We start from the raw sequence: 16,666 nt of genomic DNA on the forward strand, positions 1-16,666 counted from the left end.
TAGCGCTTACTTCGTTTGGTCGCTTTACTTTTTTGGCTGTGCGCTTTCTGGGCGAATAAACATAGGAGTGTCTTTTGTTGATTGCTGAGGATCATAGCGATAACCAGCTAGATCAAATGCCTTAAGTTCATCTAGCGTTTCACATCGGTTTTCTATTAGGTAGCGAGCCATCAAACCACGGGCTTTTTTTGCATAAAAGCTAATCACTTTAAACTTGCCATTTTTTTCGTCGAGAAAGTTTGGGCTAATTAATGGTGACGTTAGCTTCTTTTTGTTAACCGCTTTGAAGTACTCGTTAGAGGCTAAGTTGACCAGTAATTCGCCTTCTTCAAGAGTTTCGTTAATCTTGTCAACAATGATGTCTCCCCAAAATTGATAGAGGTTGCTGCCTTTGTCGTTCTTTAGGCTAGTCCCCATTTCTAATCGATAGGCCTGCATCAGATCTAATGGTTTTAGCAGCCCGTACAGACCACTTAAAATACGTAGGGACTCTTGTGTGTATTTCATATCGCTTTCATTTAATGAGTAAGCATCTAGCCCTGTGTACACATCGCCCATAAAAGTATAAATAGCAGGGCGGCTGTTATCTTTAGTATGCTCTTTTTGCCATTCTTGGTAGCGAGATACATTAAGCGTAGCAAGCTTGTCACTGAGCTTCATGAGGGAAGCGATGTCCGCCGGTGAATACGGTTTGATCGTATCGATGAGCTCTTTAGATTCATCTAGCAGTTCAGGTACGCTGAACGTATCAATGCTAGGGGGCGAGGTTAGGTCTAATGTTTTCGCTGGTGATATTAAAAACTTCATAGGTATTCCATCTGCTTGATCATTGCGTTTGCTAAAGATTATCCATAGAGTGTCGATAGATATCCAGACAATGCTTTAATAGAGACAATTTATGAAGAATAATCTGATACCATTCCCTTCTTCTCGTCAGAGTCATGATGAAAAAGAAGCTCCTCTTGCATCAAGTGATGAATTAAAAGCTCTTAGAACGGCTTTTGATAAGGCTCGAGCTGATTGGGTGGTTGAGCTTGCTGAGTTACCTGAAAATAATAAAATTTGCTGCGGCTCTAAAAAATAATTAGATAGTTTACGGTTGTTTTTTATATTGGGCTGCCTATTAAGGTGTTTAACCCATGTTGCTTTTCCTTGTTCGAAATTCCCTTCCTTTTATGTTCGTGTTTGCTGTTCTTGGCTTTTTACTTCCCTCGGTTTCGTTAGCTTTTTTCCCTTTTTTACCTATTGTGCTGTTTACCCTAATGTCATTGACGCTGTTAGGTATGAAACAAAATGAATTAATTAAACGATTGAGTAGTAAAGGAATATGGCTCTATGCCATGTTGCATTCTGTGGTATTTATGGGAGTAGTAAGTGTTATTGGTTGGTGGCTGTCATTTGATTCAGATCTTTTATTGGCCATTGTTGCCGTCGCTGCTACTGGGTCTTTGTTTGCTACGCCTGCAATTGTTAGGGCATTAGGTTTTGATAGTCTACAAGCTATGGCGATGACGATAGCAACAACATTGGTTTTGCCTGTTTCTATTTTTATCACGTTGATATTTTTTCAAACCGAAAGGGTGGAGCTTGACTGGAATAGTTATCTTGTCCGTTTAGTGGTTTTTATTTTTGGTCCAATGCTGTTTTCATTTTTGGTTCATCGCTTTTTTCCTGAGGAAGCATTAAGTCGTTTCTTGATGAAAATTTCGCCTTATACCATTTTGTTGGTGTTTGCTTTTCCGTTCGGATTGGTTGGTAGTTTTCGCGTGTTATTTGATCAAGATACAATGATGGCATTGAATTACTTTCTGATAGCAACGGGTTTATGTTGTCTATTTTTTGCTTTGTCTTATCTTTTTTATCGCAAGCACGGTAAAGCTATTGCACTAACGGCAGCGATTACTTCTGGAAATCGAAATGTCTTACTTACATATAGTATTGCAGGGGCTTTATTGGGGCCGGCGTTTTTACCCTTAGCTGGTGCTTTACAAATACCTACATATTTATTACCCGTTTTTACTCGCTGGCTAAATAGAAGCTTACTAAAATAATATTCAGATATTTTGATAAATTTATCTTATGGTTAAGTTAAGATAAATTGGTTTCTATCTAAAACTACCTTTATATAAAGTTTCAAGGATAGCTTTTCTATGCGCCAAAATATGCCAGTGACAAATCAAGAGAAAACATTTTCTAAAGATGAGAAGCTCATTACGACTACAGATTTGAAAGGAAAAATTCTTCACTGCAATGATGCATTTGTAAAAATTAGCGGCTTTGATAAAAGCGAGTTAATTGGCAGCCCTCATAACATCGTACGCCATCCTGATATGCCTAAAGAGGCGTTCCAAATTATGTGGGACACTTTAAAGCAAGGAAAAGCTTGGATGGGCTTGGTGAAAAATCGCTGTAAAAATGGCGACTTTTACTGGGTGGATGCTTACGTAACCCCTGTCACTGAAGGTGGAAAAGTTATTGGTTATGAATCTGTTAGGACCGTGCCGAATAGAGAAGACGTAGCACGAGCAGAAAAAATCTATCAACGAATCAATAGTGGTAAAAATGTTCTGCCAAGAGCCTTTATGTCATGGAAGCTAGTGTTGCCTTTGGTTGGTATCGTTCTGGCTGTTGCTGCAGGCAGTGTTAACATTATGTACGGTGCAGGCGTTCTGACAGTGGCAAGTTTATTGGCAAATGCCTTGTTTCTTCTGAACCATTCTAAATTACAGGCGACTTTAAAGCAGCGATTATCAACTGCTTTTCTTCATCCTCTAGCTGGCATAACTTATTCAGATACTTCTTTGGATATTGCAACACTTGATGTAGGCGTAAAAAGCTTGTTATCGAGAATGGATGCAGTATTGACTCGCTTTGAAGATGAGTCTTTAAAAGTCTCCGAACAATCTAAAATTGGCCTTGGGCTTACAATCGAAACGACTAAAGGGATGGTAAGTCAGCAGCATGAAACCCAAGATGTTGCTGCCGCTATGCAGCAAATGACGACAACCATTAATGATGTTGCTCAACATGTACAAATGACTGCGGATAGCGCTAAATCTTCTTCTGGGGCCGCAAAAAGTGGGCAAAAAACTGTTGAAGAAACACGTCAGTCGATTCGCCAATTAAGTGAAACAGTGAATGATATCGGTGCTACGGTACAGGAACTGGCAGATCGCTCTGAACAAATTGCACAAGTCGCGCAGATGATAGATCAGATTGCTGAGCAAACTAATCTGTTGGCATTAAATGCGGCGATTGAAGCAGCGCGGGCAGGCGAGCATGGTCGAGGTTTTGCAGTGGTGGCAGATGAGGTACGTCAACTGGCTCAAAGAACACAGGGTTCCACAAAGGATATTCACCATATTATAGAAACGCTTCGCAGTGGCGCTAAAAACTCGGTATCGATTGCCAATCAAGGTAAGCAAGATGCAGCACAAGGTTTAGAAAAAATCATAGAGATGGAAAGCGCCTTTGTTAGCATTGTTGAGGCCGTGTCGAAAATATCTGATATGGCAATACAGATGTCGGCTGCAGTCGAAGAGCAAGCACATGTATCGGAGGATATTAATCGTCAAGTCGTGCGAATTTCAGATTTATCTGTTGAGAGCTCTGAAAAATCAAATCAATCAAGCGATAGTATTAGAGCTCTGCAAGATGTAGCGAATAATATGCATGAGTTGGTGGTGCGTTTTAAATAACGCTTTACTTTGGATGGCTGTTACATATTAACGATTAGTTCTATTTATGAATAATAAAAACGCTGTTATGAAAATAACAGCGTTTTTTATGTCTATATATTTTGCGAATGAGGTTGCTAAGGCAGAGGTAGTGGTTTTAATTGATTGCTAGCATTACTCAGATTAATCATCATTAGCTCTTGGCTTGCTTTGGTATCGCCCATGGCTTTTAGTAAGCGACTCAGCTCTGCAAGCGCTTCGTTTTGTGTATCAAGAGAAAGTGCTTGTTCGTAGTAGTCTCTCGCTTTGCCCCACAGCATCATTGATTGGCTCAAGCGGCCACAGACAAGATATAAGTTTGCACTTGCTGGCTCTTTTTTAAGCCAGTTTTCACAATGGGTTAATAGCTTTTTAGGGTTGTCTTGTTTTATGTTGCCATATTCATATACCAACTCTTCAGACCATCTGTTATTTAAGCTATTGCGAATAAAGCTTTCCGCTTTTGCATCGTCTCCGAAATGAATGAGGGTGTGAGCATATAGTTGTCTCATCCTGTCATCTTGAGACAGAGTGTCTAATTTATTCCACAGGTTTTCTACTTCAGCAACCAGCTCTTTTTTGTTTTGTCCAAGCTTATTGCGAAACTTTATCTTATCAAGTAGAGCTAAAAATGCATTTCGTTCTAACTCAAGCATATTATCATCATCGAATATGCCATCTTTTTTGAGTATTGGGGTTAGGGTGAGCAAGGCATCCCAGTCTTTTAGCTGCTTGTAAACCGTGACTAGCATTTTTAATACTTGTTTGTGCTTTGGTTTCAACTTTTGTAGACGCAAAAGCGAGGCGAGAGCGCCTTCGTAGTGTTCTTGCTTTATTTGGATTTGGCTTTGAGCAAAGCCAATAGCAAATTCTGCCTCTGGTGTTGATTTATGGGCGGAGCGTAATAATGCTTTTGAGCGTTCATGTTCATCTTGTTCGCTGGCGGCATAAGCGGCACCGATATAATTGATCAGTGGGTAAGGGACTTTTTCGGCGCTGTTGGTTAGTAATTTCTCTGCTTTGTTCCAATTGCCACCAACGAGTTCCAACATGCCTCGAATAGTATTTCGTGAGGCTCTTTTTTGCGCCAAATTGCCAGTGACTTTTGCTAGAGAGTTGCTGGGCCTTAGAGCTATAAACAGAATTCGTTTTACCCAGCTAAGTACAAATAGCGCGATAACCATGGCTACAACCAAGACCCATAAACTGGTTTCAACGGTAACGCCATTGTAAGCCACGAGCACATAGCCACTGTCTTGACGCATCAGTAGCCCTAATATACCACCCACTGCCATCATGATGACAAGTAAGAAAAGGAGTTTTCTCATGCCTTATCTCCTAGGTCGGTTTGAGGTGCGGTAGTGCTTTCGCTTTTTTTCTCACTCTCTATTTGAGACTGCTCAACATTATCGGGGATATTTTGTTTGATTGAGCTGCGGTCATTCCATTCCTTCATTAATGATTTCATCGCCATTAATGATTCTCTAGGGAGTGGTAGGTCTGGTGATGGATTCAGCTGTTGCAATACGGTTAGACTGGCCAAGAATGTTGTAACAATATTTGATTGAGTTTCGAAATGCTCTGTTGTTGCGTTTGCAACACGAGACAGCGCTTGTTGGTAAATTATTGGCTCGCCTTTGATTAAGGCTACCTGAGCAATTTCCAGTTGTAGTTGTATACCAGTAATGAGCTCTTGGTATTCTGCTGGTGGCAGCAACGCTTTTATTGGTTTGTGATTGTAATTTATGACCACTAGTGAACGTATGGATTTCCAAAAGCTTTCTAGAACTGAGGTTATTTTGCTGGTTGTAGAGTCGTTAGCTTCTTTTGTTTTCTCTGTGGTATTTGCTTGCCATTCTTTGGATGGTTCTCGTTGAGGCAGAGTTTGAACATTATCATACAAAGCGTTTAGCTTGAGGTAAGCGCCTTCTAAATCAAATTGGCTAATGGACTTTAACGCTTGGATGTCTTTTGCTAGGGCTTTACGTGTTGCAAATACGATAGGGTCTTCGAGTTCATTAAGAATATCATCAGCATTGATGAGTAATGTGGCCGCGCCGCTATTGTCAGACTCAAGTAATAAGCGTTGATTAGCAAGACGAATTAAATACTCAGCCTCAGCTAACTTCCAATCTTCTTTAGTGGTGTTGTTGAGTCGATTCAGCTTTGATTCAAGTGATAGTAGCTTTTCGTCCTGTTGAGCTTGTTGGACAGCGAGCTCATTTTTTTGCAATAAGATTGTTTGCTCTGACGTTTTAACTTGTTCAATTAGTTGATTAAACTGAGATTTATTCAGCGTATTGGCGTTTAACTTATTATCGAAATCAGTTTGTTGCGTTGTTAATTGCTGAATGTCTTTGTGAAGTGTGCTTTGAGTACTTTGGAAATATAACCAACCACTTGTTGCTAGGGCGACAGCTGATAGGCCAAGAGAAAGTGAGACAAGTAGATTGATTGCTGGTTGTGGTGTGTTTTTTTCTTTAGCTTTTTCAAGCAGATCTGGCTGCTTCTTTTGGCTTTTAGTTTCAGCTTCAGGCGTTGTCTCAATAGCGGCGTTTGGATGTTGCTCTTGCTTGTTATTCTCAGTCATTCTATTTTCCTGTGTGAAATTCTGTCGCTTTGATCAAGCTATTATCGTCAGCGCCATTTGCGCACGAGGCATTTATCCAACCCATTTCTTTTGCTTGCTGATTGACCCTGATACTAGGTGTGAGTATAGGCAGCGTTTTCCATTCTGGTTTATGCAGCGACACGTATTCTGAAAGATTGAGTAAACTTTCTCCACTGGTTACCCATATTAAATTGATATCGGGCAGCATGAAGAAAGTTTGAGCATAATAGATCGGTTTTTTTCTATCGTAGAGCGAAAGATAGCTGACTTTTGCGCCTCTCTCCTCCAGCTTATTGGCAAGTTCTGGGCGTCCACCTTCGCCACGAACAATCAATACTTTCTGATCTTTCATTCTGGCAGTCTTTAACCATTCAAGTAAGGCTTCAGTAGTATGTCCAGGATTCGATAGAGCTGGAACGCCTTCATTTAATAATGTTTGTGTCGTACCTTGGCCTATGCCGATCCAATGAACATTAACTGGTAGCATTGGCCAGCATTCATCTAGCCAATCGCACGCGAGACGAGCGGCATTTTTACTAACAAATATAACGTAATCAAACGTATCGATATCAAAAATCTGTGCCCGAATAATAGCTTTTTTGTTTATATCTTCTACAGGTGTAATTTCCAGCATTGGAAGAGGTACTGCTACCCAGCCGTAAGCGCGAACGCGTTCACGGCTAAGCGAATTTTCAGGCTCGGGGCGGGTTATTAGGATACGACAGTCTTGCACTAATATTTTGCCTATTCTATTTTGCTTTCTAGTTGAACTTCTTAATTACTATTTTCTTCATTGTATAAGGCATCAAGTATGATGTCTGCGCCGCGAGCAAGTAAGTCGTCGGCCAATTGAACGCCAAGGGATTTTGCATCGTCTTTATGACCACGAATTTCGCCTTCAATCATAGTTTTGCCATCAGGACTACCGACCAAGCCTCTTAACCAAATAGAGTCGCCTGTTAATACCGCAAAACAGGCAATAGGGGCTTGGCACCCGCCATTAAGGCGTTCATTCACTGCGCGTTCTGCAGTAACTCGAATGGCCGTTTCTTCATGTTGCAATGGCGCTAATAAATTAATGGTTTGAACATCATCAGATCGGCATTCTATTCCCATCGCACCTTGTCCGCCTGCTGGTAAGCTCGTTTCAGCAGGAATTCTTTGTCGAATTCGGTCAAGCATTTCTAGGCGAACTAAGCCAGCTGTCGCCAAAATAATGGCGTCGTATTCACCGTCATCCATTTTTCTGAGGCGCGTATTCACGTTGCCACGAAGGTCTTTGATTATTAGGTCGGGACGTTTCATGCGTAACTGGCAAGAGCGGCGTAAGCTGGATGTACCTACGACCGCACCGCTTGGTAGCTGATCAAGTGATTCCACTTTATTAGAAACAAAGGCATCGCTAGGGTCTTCGCGCTCACAAATTACGGCGAGACCTAATCCTTCAGGAAAGGCCATTGGTACATCTTTCATGGAATGCACAGCAATATCGGCTCGACCTTCTGTAAGTGCGTTTTCTAGTTCTTTAACAAAAAGACCTTTGCCGCCAATTTTAGAAAGAGGTGAATCTAAAATTTGATCGCCTTTTGTTGTCATGCCAAGTAATTCAACTTTCATGTCAGGGTAGAGGCTTTCTAGTTGCGCTTTGACGTTATTGGCTTGCCAAAGGGCTAACTGACTTTCTCTGGTTGCGATCACAATCTTATCTTTCACTTCATCTCCTAATGACTTGTAGATGGACAAATATCTTTCACTTTTCTTCATCAATGATACTCGTTAAGAAGGAGTCCGTCATCTTTCAATGCTTTATAAGTCGAGGCGCTTAATGTACTCTTGGCAGCTGTTTGAATTTGTGTGGGAACCAACCGAATGACTGATACTAATAAAACCACGAACCAGCAATGGGGTGGTCGTTTTTCTGAGCCTGTTGATGCGTTTGTTGCGCGTTTTACTGCTTCTGTTGAGTTTGATCAACGTATGGCAAAACAGGATATTCAAGGGTCAATTGCACATGGCAAAATGCTTGCTAGTGTTGGTGTTTTGACTGAAGAAGAGCGAGATCAGATTATTCAGGGGCTGACTGAAATCGAAGACGAAATTGCTCGCGGTGAATTTGTGTGGTCGATTGAGTTAGAAGATGTTCACATGAACATTGAAGCTCGTTTGACGCAAAAAATCGGCATAACAGGTAAAAAATTGCACACAGGCCGTTCTCGTAATGACCAAGTAGCTACAGACATTCGCCTTTATATGCGTGACGAAGTGGATTTCTTGTTGGAGGAGGTTACTCGTTTACAACAAGGCATTTTGAGCTTAGCTGAAAAAGAAGCGAACACCATTATGCCTGGCTTCACGCATTTGCAAACGGCTCAGCCAGTGACCTTTGGTCATCATTTGATGGCTTGGTATGAAATGATGCAGCGTGATTACGAGCGTCTAGTTGATTGCCGTAAACGTATTAATATTTTACCGCTTGGCGCAGCTGCGCTTGCGGGAACAACTTATCCAATCGATCGTCATATGACGGCAGAGTTGCTAGGTTTTGAACGCCCAACTTACAACTCTTTGGATTCAGTAAGTGACCGAGATTTTGCCATCGAATTTACGGCAACGGCGTCTATTATCATGATGCATATGTCCCGCTGGGCTGAAGAAATGGTGATGTGGGTATCTGCTCAGTTTAACTTTATTTATTTGCCAGACCGCTTTTGTACCGGCTCGTCCATTATGCCTCAGAAGAAAAATCCAGATGTGCCAGAATTGGTTCGTGGTAAAACAGGTCGTGTTTATGGACATTTAATGGGCCTGTTAACCCTGATGAAGTCACAATGCTTGGCTTACAACAAAGATAACCAAGAAGACAAAGAACCTTTGTTTGATACGGTTGATACGCTTAAAGGCTCATTACGTGCATTTGCCGATATGATTCCTGCAATTGAGTCTCGTAAAGAACATATGTACGAAGCTGCTCGTCGTGGTTTTTCTACTGCTACCGATTTAGCTGACTACTTGGTACGTCATGGCGTTGCATTCCGTGATGCTCACGAAGTAGTGGGTAAAGCTGTGGGTTACGGTGTGAAAACCGGAAAGGATTTGTCTGAAATGACATTGGAAGAACTTCAATCTTTCGGTAGCATGATCGAAGCTGACGTCTTTGATGTTTTGACTCTTGAAGGTTCTGTAGCAGCTCGTAACCACATTGGTGGAACGGCACCTGCTCAAGTATTAATAGCAGTCGAACGCGCTAAAGTAGACCTTTCTGCAAGATAAGTTTGTTTAGTTAGACTGACTGGAACTATTTAAAACGGCTACCTTTGAGTAGCCGTTTTTGTTTAGGTGACTTTTTAGGAAGACAGTTATTTTGCTGCTTGATCTAAATTGAATGGTGAGTCTGGCCCTAATAACTCATTTGTGATGATGCTGGGGGAAATATTCAACTCAAAGTGAAATAACTTTGATTTTACCCCACAACCATCAAATACAATGGCCCAACCTTCATTGCTGCCTTCTTTCGGTAGTCGCCAGCAGACACCTTTGATATTGACGTAGCGTGTACCATCCGCGTCTTTGGTGATTGGGTAGTCGACTTCTTTTGTTAAGCCTTTCAAATAGTCTTTTTGTGCTTTCTTCGACTCTGTAATTTTATCTCTCAATTCTTCAGAGAAAACACCAGTTAGTGCTTCATCCTGTACATCTGGCGACAAAGATACTTTTGATAAATCAAGTAGTTCTGGTTTGTCGGAGCTTAACTGAGCCGTATTAATATTTGGATTCAGTGCATTATCTTGTAAAGACGTTTCTGATAACACCTGCTCATTGTCTATGTTGTTTATTACTTCTTGAGGATCAAATCCATTATTTCTTTCACTTAGTTCTTTGCCTGTAGGTTTTTCAGACACAATGCTGGCTGGTGGCTCAGTTGGTATTATTGAGTCTGTTTCTTCTATTTGTTCCGCTTGCTCAGTTTTTGCAGGTTGTGTTTCTTCTGTGGCTAGCGTTGTTTCAGCTTGCTGAGCATCCACTGGTTTAGTTTCTTCGCTCTGGTTAAATACTTCCGCTTCAGTTGGCTCATTATTTGGTGTTTTTTGTGTTGCCGGTAATAAAAACAATTCAAAAGTGGAGGGTTGAGTGTCTACATCAAACCAATGTTGGCTGTCTGATACTTCGATTATGAGTATGTGTATTGCGATGGCACAGACAAGTGCAGCCATCCATGGGGCAATCTTGTTTTTCATTAAGCTTCTTGTTTTTTGTGTTTTGTTGAAGTTAGCGATGTTTGAGTCCAACTTAAGTCAGTGTCTTTATAGCTTGAGGTAAATATAGCAAATTCAAGGTAAAGCGCATGCCTATTCTGTCTAAAGAATACTGTCCAAAGAATATCTATGTAATTAGCTCGCTGGGGTTGGGAAACGAACTGGCTGCAAGGTATACTGTCTCAATCAAAAATAGAAGAGATAAGATGATGTTTAAGTTGCTTTCAGTGTGTGTGTTGGCTGTTTTCCTTACAGCTTGCGGAAATAAAGGTGCGCTTTATTTACCGAGTGACACGGCTGAAACGCAGCAAGAATCGTCTTTATAGCTGAGGATTCCCTTTTGGACTTTTTTAATTATTCGAATCAGACTCTGCATGCAGAGGATGTTGCCTTGTCAGATGTTGCAAATCAGTATGGTACGCCTTGTTACGTATACTCTCGTGCCACTCTTGAACGTCACTATAAAGCTTACGCGGATGCATTCGCATCACACCCAACCTTGATCTGCTATGCGGTAAAAGCCTGTTCTAATATTGCGATTTTGAATGTCTTAGCTCGCTTGGGATCAGGCTTCGATATTGTTTCTGTTGGTGAGCTTGAGCGTGTTTTAAAAGCGGGTGGCGAGCCTTCAAAAGTTATGTTCTCCGGTTTAGGTAAACAAGCCGTGGAAATGCGTCGGGCGTTAGAAGTCGGTATTCATTGCTTTAACGTCGAATCTGAAGCAGAACTATACCGATTGGATCAAGTTGCTGGCGAAATGGGCAAAGTGGCGCCTGTATCTTTACGCGTCAATCCTGATGTCGATGCTAAAACTCATCCTTATATTTCAACGGGTTTGAAAGAAAACAAGTTTGGCATCGATATTAAAGACGCGGTTCGTATCTACAAAATTGCTCATGAATTACCTAACTTAAATGTTATGGGCGTAGATTGCCACATCGGCTCACAATTGACAGAACTAAAACCTTTCTTAGATACATTCGATCGTCTTATTGGTTTGGTAGATGAACTAGCTGAAGTCGGCATTACAATTAAACACCTTGATCTGGGTGGCGGGTTGGGTGTTCGTTATCGTGACGAAGTACCACCAGAGCCTTCTGATTACGCTAAGCTACTGCTTGAGAAAGTAAAAGGTAGAAATTTCGAACTGGCTTTTGAGCCAGGTCGTTCTATCGCAGCGAACGCTGGTATCTTATTAACACAAGTTGAGTTTTTGAAATGCAATCCGCATAAAAACTTCGCCATCATTGACGGTGCGATGAATGACCTTATCCGCCCATCTTTATACGGCGCGTGGATGAACATTGTTCCTGTCTCTTTGTTGCCAACGCCAGAGGGCAAGCGCAACTACGATCTTGTCGGTCCTATTTGTGAGACCGGCGACTTTTTGGGTAAGGATCGTGAGTTAGATATTCAGGCCGGTGATCTTTTGGCGGTTCGCTCTGCGGGAGCTTATGGCTTCACAATGTCATCAAATTACAATAGCCGGAATCGTGCTGCGGAAGTTATGGTCGATGGCGATAAAACCTATTTGATTCGTGCTCGTGAAACGATTGAACATCAGTTAGCTGGTGAGCAAATCTTGCCAGACTAAGGAGTTCGTCGTGTTATTAAAATTTACCAAAATGCATGGTCTAGGAAATGATTTTGTTGTAGTCGATGCGGTGTCTCGTAAGGTGTTTTTTAATAAACAGCAAATCGAGAGGTTGAGTGATCGTAACTGGGGGATTGGCTTTGATCAGCTTTTAGTGGTTGAGCCACCCACTGATCCAGATATGGATTTCCGTTATCGTATCTATAATTCAGATGGCAGTGAAGTTGAGCATTGTGGAAATGGTGCTCGTTGTTTTGCTAAATTTGTTTTAGATCGAGAGTTAACGAATAAGCGCATTATCAATGTTGAAACAAAGCGCGGTGCGATCCAATTACGTGTGCTAGACGGTGGTTTAGTTACGGTAGACATGGGAGCACCAAGTTTTGAACCGCAGGATTTGCCGTTTACAGCAGAACCTTGTGACACTCTTTACAGCATAATGGCTGATGGCACTGAATATTTAATGACACCAGTGTCTGTTGGTAATCCCCATGCAGTGATCAAAGTTGATCAACTAATGGATGATGAGGTTGCTAAAGTTGGTGCGTTGATTGAGTGTCATGAGCGCTTTCCTAGAAAGGTGAATGTTGGCTTTATGCAGGTTATTAATCCTGATGAAATCAATTTACGTGTTTATGAGCGTGGCGTGGGTGAAACTCAGGCTTGCGGAACTGGTGCTTGTGCGGCGGTTGTTGCTGGAATTAAACAGGGATGGTTATCACCTAAAGTGACAGCCCATTTGCGCGGCGGAGATTTACATATTGAATGGCAGGGTGAAGGCTCGCCTATTCTTATGACAGGTCCCGCTGAGAAAGTATTCGAAGGTCAAATTTACCTATAGAGGGATTATGAGCGAAGAAGAAGTGATTCAATATTTGTCAAAAACACCGGATTTTTTTATTCGGCATGCTGATTTGTTGGAGAGTCTGACACTTCCTCATCCAGTTAATGGGAAAGTAGTTTCGTTACTTGAATATCAGGTGAATTTGTTACGCAAGTCGACGGCTGATTATCGTGCTCAATTTGAGCGTTTAGTCGAAGTGGCTCGTGAAAATGAGTCTACTATGCAAAAAAGTCGTCGTTTAGTATTAGCAGGTCTTACCTGTAGCTCCTTAGACGACCTAGCAGTTATTGTCGACGATATGGTGAGAGACGATTTTGAAGTGTCTCATCATGAATTGGTTTTATACGGCGAGTTTCCAGATAGTGCTGTTAGGTCTCATAAGCTGGTGGAAGACGATATGTTTTTGTCTCATGCTGCTGGGTTTACGGACTGTTTTTGTGGAATGTTACCAGCAAATGAAATGAGCTTTCTTTTCCTTGATGATGCTACGTCTATTCGTTCTGTTGCTGTTTTACCGCTTCTTTCGCGAGAAGGCGGAGAGATTAGAAAATGTGGTGTTCTGGTGTTAGGGGCAGAAAGCAAATCGGCTTTTGAAAAGGAAAAAGGCGCCTTGTTTCTTCAGTACCTCGCTGATTTATTGAGTGCGATTCTATTGAGGTTGTTGCCGTGAGCATGCTTATTACCTTTGACCTTGATAATACTTTATGGGATGTCGCTCCGGTCATTATGCGAGCGGAATATGCCATGGAGTCTTGGTTTGAAGAGCGCTTTCCTGGTTTCTCTCTGCAATATTCGCTTCTCGCCCGAGAGGAGTTAAAAGGCCAAGTATTATCTAAGAATCCAGAAATGGCTTTTAATCTGACTGCGATTCGCTTAGCTGTATATAAGCTTGCGTTAAAGCAATTTGGGTTGCCTTCTGAGGAAGCTGAATCTGTTGCTGGTGCTGCGCTGGCGCACTTTTGTGAGTGGCGTCAAAAGGTTGATCTTTACCCTCACGTTGTGGATGTCTTGGAAGCTTTGAGCCAGGATTATGCTTTGGCTGTTATCACCAACGGTAATGCTGATGTATTTCATCCTTATGTCGGTTTAGGGCAGTACTTTGATTTTGCTGTACGAGCAGACCAGGTTGGTGTTGCAAAGCCTGCTGTTGATGTATTTTCAATGGCAGCAAAAAAAGCTGGTGTAGACTTATCTGAGCTTATTCATGTTGGTGATCACCCTATGGATGATGTGTTTGGTGCGTCAAATGCTGGAGCAAAAAGTATTTGGTTTAATCGTCATGGTGCTCAGCGTTGGGGAGATGATTGGGGCGCTCGCTCTCATGCAGAAATACATTCGTTACTTGAATTGCCAACAGTCATTCGATCTTTAATGATATAGCATTTTTCTATCGCTTTAATTAAAGAGAACTCGTTTTTACCCCAATCATTTAGTGATACACTATCTACATTCATTAGTTAAATATAGAATTTTGAGGAATTATTATGAGTGAGAACACAATTCAAATCACTGATGCTCAATTTGCAGAAGAAGTGCTTAATTCAGACATCCCTGTGATTGTAGATTTTTGGGCTCCATGGTGTGGTCCTTGTAAAATGATTGCGCCAGTTTTGGAAGACGTTGCTGCTGAATACGCAGGCAAAGTAAAAGTTGTTAAACTTAACGTTGACGAAAACCAAGAAACAGCGCCTAAGTACAATGTACGTGGTATTCCTACTTTGCTTATCGTTAAAGGTGGTGAAGTGGTAGCGACTAAAGTGGGTGCAGTGTCTAAATCTCAATTGGTAGACTTTGTAAACAGCGCTATCTAATTGCTAATAGGGCTGTTGTCCTAATTAGATCATTATTGCGTTATAAAAAGCAGCTTGATGGCTGCTTTTTTTGTTTTTACTATCCTGTCCTATAGTCAAACTACAACAAAGTGGGTCTATTTTTCTCCCTATATTTGTTGCCGCTTTTTGCCGTTCTTATTTCAATTCTAATTAAGTGTATGAAAAATAAGGTTATTATTTATTGGCACTATAATTGCTTTATGTTGCTTGTATAGATGAATAATATTTTTCTTTGAGGATCCAATGGCTATTTCTTTTGCAAGTGCATTTGCTGGACATGATAAGACGCTTGAGTTTCGTAGCGCGAGAGCGGCTGTCCTTGCAAACAATATTGCCAATGCTGATACGCCAAATTATAAGGCGAGAGATATTTCGTTCGATTCGCTTTTAAATAATGAAAGTAAAAAATTACAGCTTGCTGGGACAAACTCACGTCATATTTTTGCGGAAGGTTTTTCTGGTGAGCCTGACGGTTTGTTGTACCGAAATGCTAACCAGCCATCTTTGGATGGTAATACGGTTGATATGCAAAGAGAGCAGGCTGAGTACGCTCAAAACTCATTACAGTTTGATACGAGTTTTATGTTCTTGGATCGAAAAATTAACGGCATGAAAAAAGCGCTTACTGGGAATTAATGACGATGTCTTTGAGTAATATTTTTACCATTTCTGGATCTGCAATGAGTGCTCAAACCATACGTTTGAATACGATTGCAAGCAACATGGCGAACGTAGACAGTGCGGCAAGTTCGGCTGATCAAACTTATCGTGCCCGTAAGCCCGTATTTTCACAAATGATGAATGACAGCATGCGTGAATATGGTTGGAACAATGCGAACAAAGATGATACCGGTTCTGGTGTTGGGGTAAAAGTAGATGGCATTGTGGAATCGGACGCACCTTTACAGCCTCGATACGAACCAGATCACCCAATGGCAAATGAAGATGGTTACGTGTTTTATCCGAACGTAAACCCGATGGAAGAGATGGCAGATATGATGTCAGCGTCTCGTTCTTTTCAGACAAACGTAGAAATTATGAACTCAGCCAAAAGTATGATGCAGAAAATGCTCACGCTTGGGCAGTCATAGGAGCTGACAGATGGCAAATATATCTGACTCGAAAGGTCTTAATGGGTTGATTTCCCAATATGGAACCGAAGCGGCTAAGACAAAGGCTGGTATTGAAAAGCCAGAGGTGCAGAAAGATGAGGCGGCACTTGCTGATCAAAATGTCTTTTTAAAGCTTTATATAGAGCAGCTTAAAGGACAGGATCCGACTGCACCGCAAGACACCAATGACATGGTGGCGCAGATGTCTCAATTTAGTTCGTTAGAGCGACTCACTAGTATCTCTGATCAATTAGAAAATATGGCCACTTCGCTTACGTCGAATCAAGCACTTAGTGCTTCTACCTTAGTTGGTAAGTCTATTTTGATGGATGGTAGTAAGGTGAAGGTGGGGGATAATGTTGAGGCTGTTCAGCTCAAAGCTATGATCCCTGAAAACTCTCAGGCTGCAACATTAAAAATATACGACGCGGACAACCGTCTTGTTCGTACCGCCGAGCTAAGCACGGGTGAGTACAAGTGGGATAAGTTAGATGACGAGGGAAATGTTTTGCCGCCTGGTGAATATCGTTTTGCCGCGTCATCAATCAATGAGCAAGGCGAAATATCTGCGATAAGCACTCAGGTTCCTACGCGTATTCAAGGTGTCACCATAAATGGTGAAAATGGCACGGTTTTAAACGTGGAAAACCACGGCAAAATTAAACTTACGAACGAATTAGAAATATTAGGGTGATTGGAGCGCA

19 protein-coding genes are annotated in these 16,666 nt (G+C 41.6%); 13 read left to right on the forward strand and 6 right to left on the reverse strand.

All coding sequences use genetic code 11. The annotated features are described in order from the left end of the window. Positions 1-24: 24 nt before the first annotated feature. A complete protein-coding gene (gene yaaA / locus TY87_RS20660; protein WP_100188494.1) occupies positions 25-807 on the reverse strand; it encodes a peroxide stress protein YaaA in 783 nt (260 codons plus the stop codon). 91 nt (positions 808-898) lie between these two features. Between yaaA and TY87_RS20665 the strand changes: the two genes are divergently transcribed. From TY87_RS20665 to TY87_RS20675, 3 genes are all read left to right on the forward strand, one after another. Next, positions 899-1,084, forward strand: coding sequence for a hypothetical protein (locus TY87_RS20665; RefSeq protein ID WP_072842103.1), 186 nt, complete (start codon positions 899-901; stop codon positions 1,082-1,084). Positions 1,085-1,139: 55 nt separating this feature from the next. Further along, positions 1,140-2,051, forward strand: coding sequence for a bile acid:sodium symporter family protein (locus tag TY87_RS20670; RefSeq protein ID WP_100188495.1), 912 nt, complete (start codon positions 1,140-1,142; stop codon positions 2,049-2,051). A gap of 99 nt (positions 2,052-2,150) precedes the next feature. After that, positions 2,151-3,698 (forward strand): methyl-accepting chemotaxis protein, encoded by a 1,548-nt coding sequence (locus tag TY87_RS20675; protein WP_100188496.1) that lies wholly within the window; start codon positions 2,151-2,153, stop codon positions 3,696-3,698. 116 nt (positions 3,699-3,814) lie between these two features. Here TY87_RS20675 and TY87_RS20680 read toward each other — a convergent pair whose 3' ends face one another. From TY87_RS20680 to hemC, 4 genes are read right to left on the reverse strand one after another with little or no spacing between them, the layout of a single operon-like run. After that, positions 3,815-5,044, reverse strand: a complete 1,230-nt coding sequence (locus tag TY87_RS20680) for a heme biosynthesis HemY N-terminal domain-containing protein (RefSeq protein WP_100188497.1) — start codon at positions 5,042-5,044, stop codon at positions 3,815-3,817. After that, the gene (locus TY87_RS20685; RefSeq protein WP_100188498.1) at positions 5,041-6,306 is read right to left on the reverse strand and encodes a uroporphyrinogen-III C-methyltransferase; all 1,266 of its coding nucleotides are present in this window, start codon (positions 6,304-6,306) and stop codon (positions 5,041-5,043) included. The genes TY87_RS20680 and TY87_RS20685 overlap by 4 nt, the downstream gene beginning before the upstream one ends. A 1-nt stretch (position 6,307) precedes the next feature. Next, complete coding sequence (locus TY87_RS20690) at positions 6,308-7,060, reverse strand: uroporphyrinogen-III synthase (protein WP_100188499.1); 753 nt, start codon at positions 7,058-7,060, stop codon at positions 6,308-6,310. A 41-nt stretch (positions 7,061-7,101) separates the two neighbouring features. Continuing rightward, positions 7,102-8,040 carry a hydroxymethylbilane synthase gene (gene hemC, locus TY87_RS20695; RefSeq protein WP_100188500.1) on the reverse strand — a complete coding sequence of 313 codons (939 nt, stop codon included), beginning with the start codon at positions 8,038-8,040 and terminating at the stop codon, positions 7,102-7,104. Positions 8,041-8,196: 156 nt separating this feature from the next. Between hemC and argH the strand changes: the two genes are divergently transcribed. Then, on the forward strand, positions 8,197-9,597 hold the full coding sequence (gene argH, locus TY87_RS20700; protein WP_100188501.1) for an argininosuccinate lyase: 1,401 nt from the start codon (positions 8,197-8,199) through the stop codon (positions 9,595-9,597). 86 nt (positions 9,598-9,683) lie between these two features. Here the strand turns inward: argH and TY87_RS20705 are convergent, their stop codons facing one another. After that, positions 9,684-10,562 (reverse strand): hypothetical protein, encoded by an 879-nt coding sequence (locus tag TY87_RS20705; protein WP_100188502.1) that lies wholly within the window; start codon positions 10,560-10,562, stop codon positions 9,684-9,686. Between the two features lie 224 nt (positions 10,563-10,786). Between TY87_RS20705 and lptM the strand changes: the two genes are divergently transcribed. The 9 genes from lptM (at position 10,787) to TY87_RS20750 (ending at position 16,656) form a co-directional block, all read left to right on the forward strand. Next, a complete protein-coding gene (gene lptM, locus TY87_RS20710; RefSeq protein WP_198432149.1) occupies positions 10,787-10,906 on the forward strand; it encodes an LPS translocon maturation chaperone LptM in 120 nt (39 codons plus the stop codon). 14 nt (positions 10,907-10,920) lie between these two features. Next, positions 10,921-12,174, forward strand: a complete 1,254-nt coding sequence (gene lysA / locus TY87_RS20715) for a diaminopimelate decarboxylase (protein ID WP_100188503.1) — start codon at positions 10,921-10,923, stop codon at positions 12,172-12,174. A gap of 10 nt (positions 12,175-12,184) precedes the next feature. Next, positions 12,185-13,015 carry a diaminopimelate epimerase gene (gene dapF / locus TY87_RS20720; RefSeq protein ID WP_100188504.1) on the forward strand — a complete coding sequence of 277 codons (831 nt, stop codon included), beginning with the start codon at positions 12,185-12,187 and terminating at the stop codon, positions 13,013-13,015. A gap of 7 nt (positions 13,016-13,022) precedes the next feature. Then, a complete protein-coding gene (locus TY87_RS20725) occupies positions 13,023-13,688 on the forward strand; it encodes a DUF484 family protein (protein ID WP_100188505.1) in 666 nt (221 codons plus the stop codon). A gap of 2 nt (positions 13,689-13,690) precedes the next feature. Continuing rightward, positions 13,691-14,398 carry an HAD family hydrolase gene (locus TY87_RS20730; protein ID WP_232617200.1) on the forward strand — a complete coding sequence of 236 codons (708 nt, stop codon included), beginning with the start codon at positions 13,691-13,693 and terminating at the stop codon, positions 14,396-14,398. 104 nt (positions 14,399-14,502) lie between these two features. After that, positions 14,503-14,829: a thioredoxin TrxA gene (gene trxA, locus TY87_RS20735; protein WP_072842076.1), complete on the forward strand. Its 327-nt coding sequence runs from the start codon at positions 14,503-14,505 to the stop codon at positions 14,827-14,829. A 264-nt stretch (positions 14,830-15,093) separates the two neighbouring features. After that, on the forward strand, positions 15,094-15,486 hold the full coding sequence (gene flgB, locus TY87_RS20740) for a flagellar basal body rod protein FlgB (RefSeq protein ID WP_100188507.1): 393 nt from the start codon (positions 15,094-15,096) through the stop codon (positions 15,484-15,486). A gap of 5 nt (positions 15,487-15,491) precedes the next feature. Beyond that, entirely contained in the window at positions 15,492-15,941 is a 450-nt protein-coding gene (flgC, locus tag TY87_RS20745; RefSeq protein ID WP_100188520.1) for a flagellar basal body rod protein FlgC, read from the forward strand. A 10-nt stretch (positions 15,942-15,951) separates the two neighbouring features. Then, positions 15,952-16,656 carry a flagellar hook assembly protein FlgD gene (locus TY87_RS20750; protein WP_100188508.1) on the forward strand — a complete coding sequence of 235 codons (705 nt, stop codon included), beginning with the start codon at positions 15,952-15,954 and terminating at the stop codon, positions 16,654-16,656. Positions 16,657-16,666 lie beyond the last annotated feature (10 nt).

The organism is Marinomonas sp. BSi20584 (assembly GCF_002792415.1).
GTDB lineage: Bacteria > Pseudomonadota > Gammaproteobacteria > Pseudomonadales > Marinomonadaceae > Marinomonas > Marinomonas polaris.

Bases quoted from the DNA above. Each gene is read 5' to 3' on its own strand.
- yaaA (WP_100188494.1), bottom strand. From the start codon at position 807: ATGAAGTTTTTAATATCACCAGCGAAAACATTAGACCTAACCTCGCCC.
- TY87_RS20665 (WP_072842103.1), top strand. From the start codon at position 899: ATGAAGAATAATCTGATACCATTCCCTTCTTCTCGTCAGAGTCATGAT.
- TY87_RS20670 (WP_100188495.1), top strand. From the start codon at position 1,140: ATGTTGCTTTTCCTTGTTCGAAATTCCCTTCCTTTTATGTTCGTGTTT.
- TY87_RS20675 (WP_100188496.1), top strand. From the start codon at position 2,151: ATGCGCCAAAATATGCCAGTGACAAATCAAGAGAAAACATTTTCTAAA.
- TY87_RS20680 (WP_100188497.1), bottom strand. From the start codon at position 5,044: ATGAGAAAACTCCTTTTCTTACTTGTCATCATGATGGCAGTGGGTGGT.
- TY87_RS20685 (WP_100188498.1), bottom strand. From the start codon at position 6,306: ATGACTGAGAATAACAAGCAAGAGCAACATCCAAACGCCGCTATTGAG.
- argH (WP_100188501.1), top strand. From the start codon at position 8,197: ATGACTGATACTAATAAAACCACGAACCAGCAATGGGGTGGTCGTTTT.
- TY87_RS20705 (WP_100188502.1), bottom strand. From the start codon at position 10,562: ATGAAAAACAAGATTGCCCCATGGATGGCTGCACTTGTCTGTGCCATC.
- lptM (WP_198432149.1), top strand. From the start codon at position 10,787: ATGATGTTTAAGTTGCTTTCAGTGTGTGTGTTGGCTGTTTTCCTTACA.
- TY87_RS20725 (WP_100188505.1), top strand. From the start codon at position 13,023: ATGAGCGAAGAAGAAGTGATTCAATATTTGTCAAAAACACCGGATTTT.
- TY87_RS20730 (WP_232617200.1), top strand. From the start codon at position 13,691: ATGCTTATTACCTTTGACCTTGATAATACTTTATGGGATGTCGCTCCG.
- trxA (WP_072842076.1), top strand. From the start codon at position 14,503: ATGAGTGAGAACACAATTCAAATCACTGATGCTCAATTTGCAGAAGAA.
- flgB (WP_100188507.1), top strand. From the start codon at position 15,094: ATGGCTATTTCTTTTGCAAGTGCATTTGCTGGACATGATAAGACGCTT.
- flgC (WP_100188520.1), top strand. From the start codon at position 15,492: ATGTCTTTGAGTAATATTTTTACCATTTCTGGATCTGCAATGAGTGCT.
- TY87_RS20750 (WP_100188508.1), top strand. From the start codon at position 15,952: ATGGCAAATATATCTGACTCGAAAGGTCTTAATGGGTTGATTTCCCAA.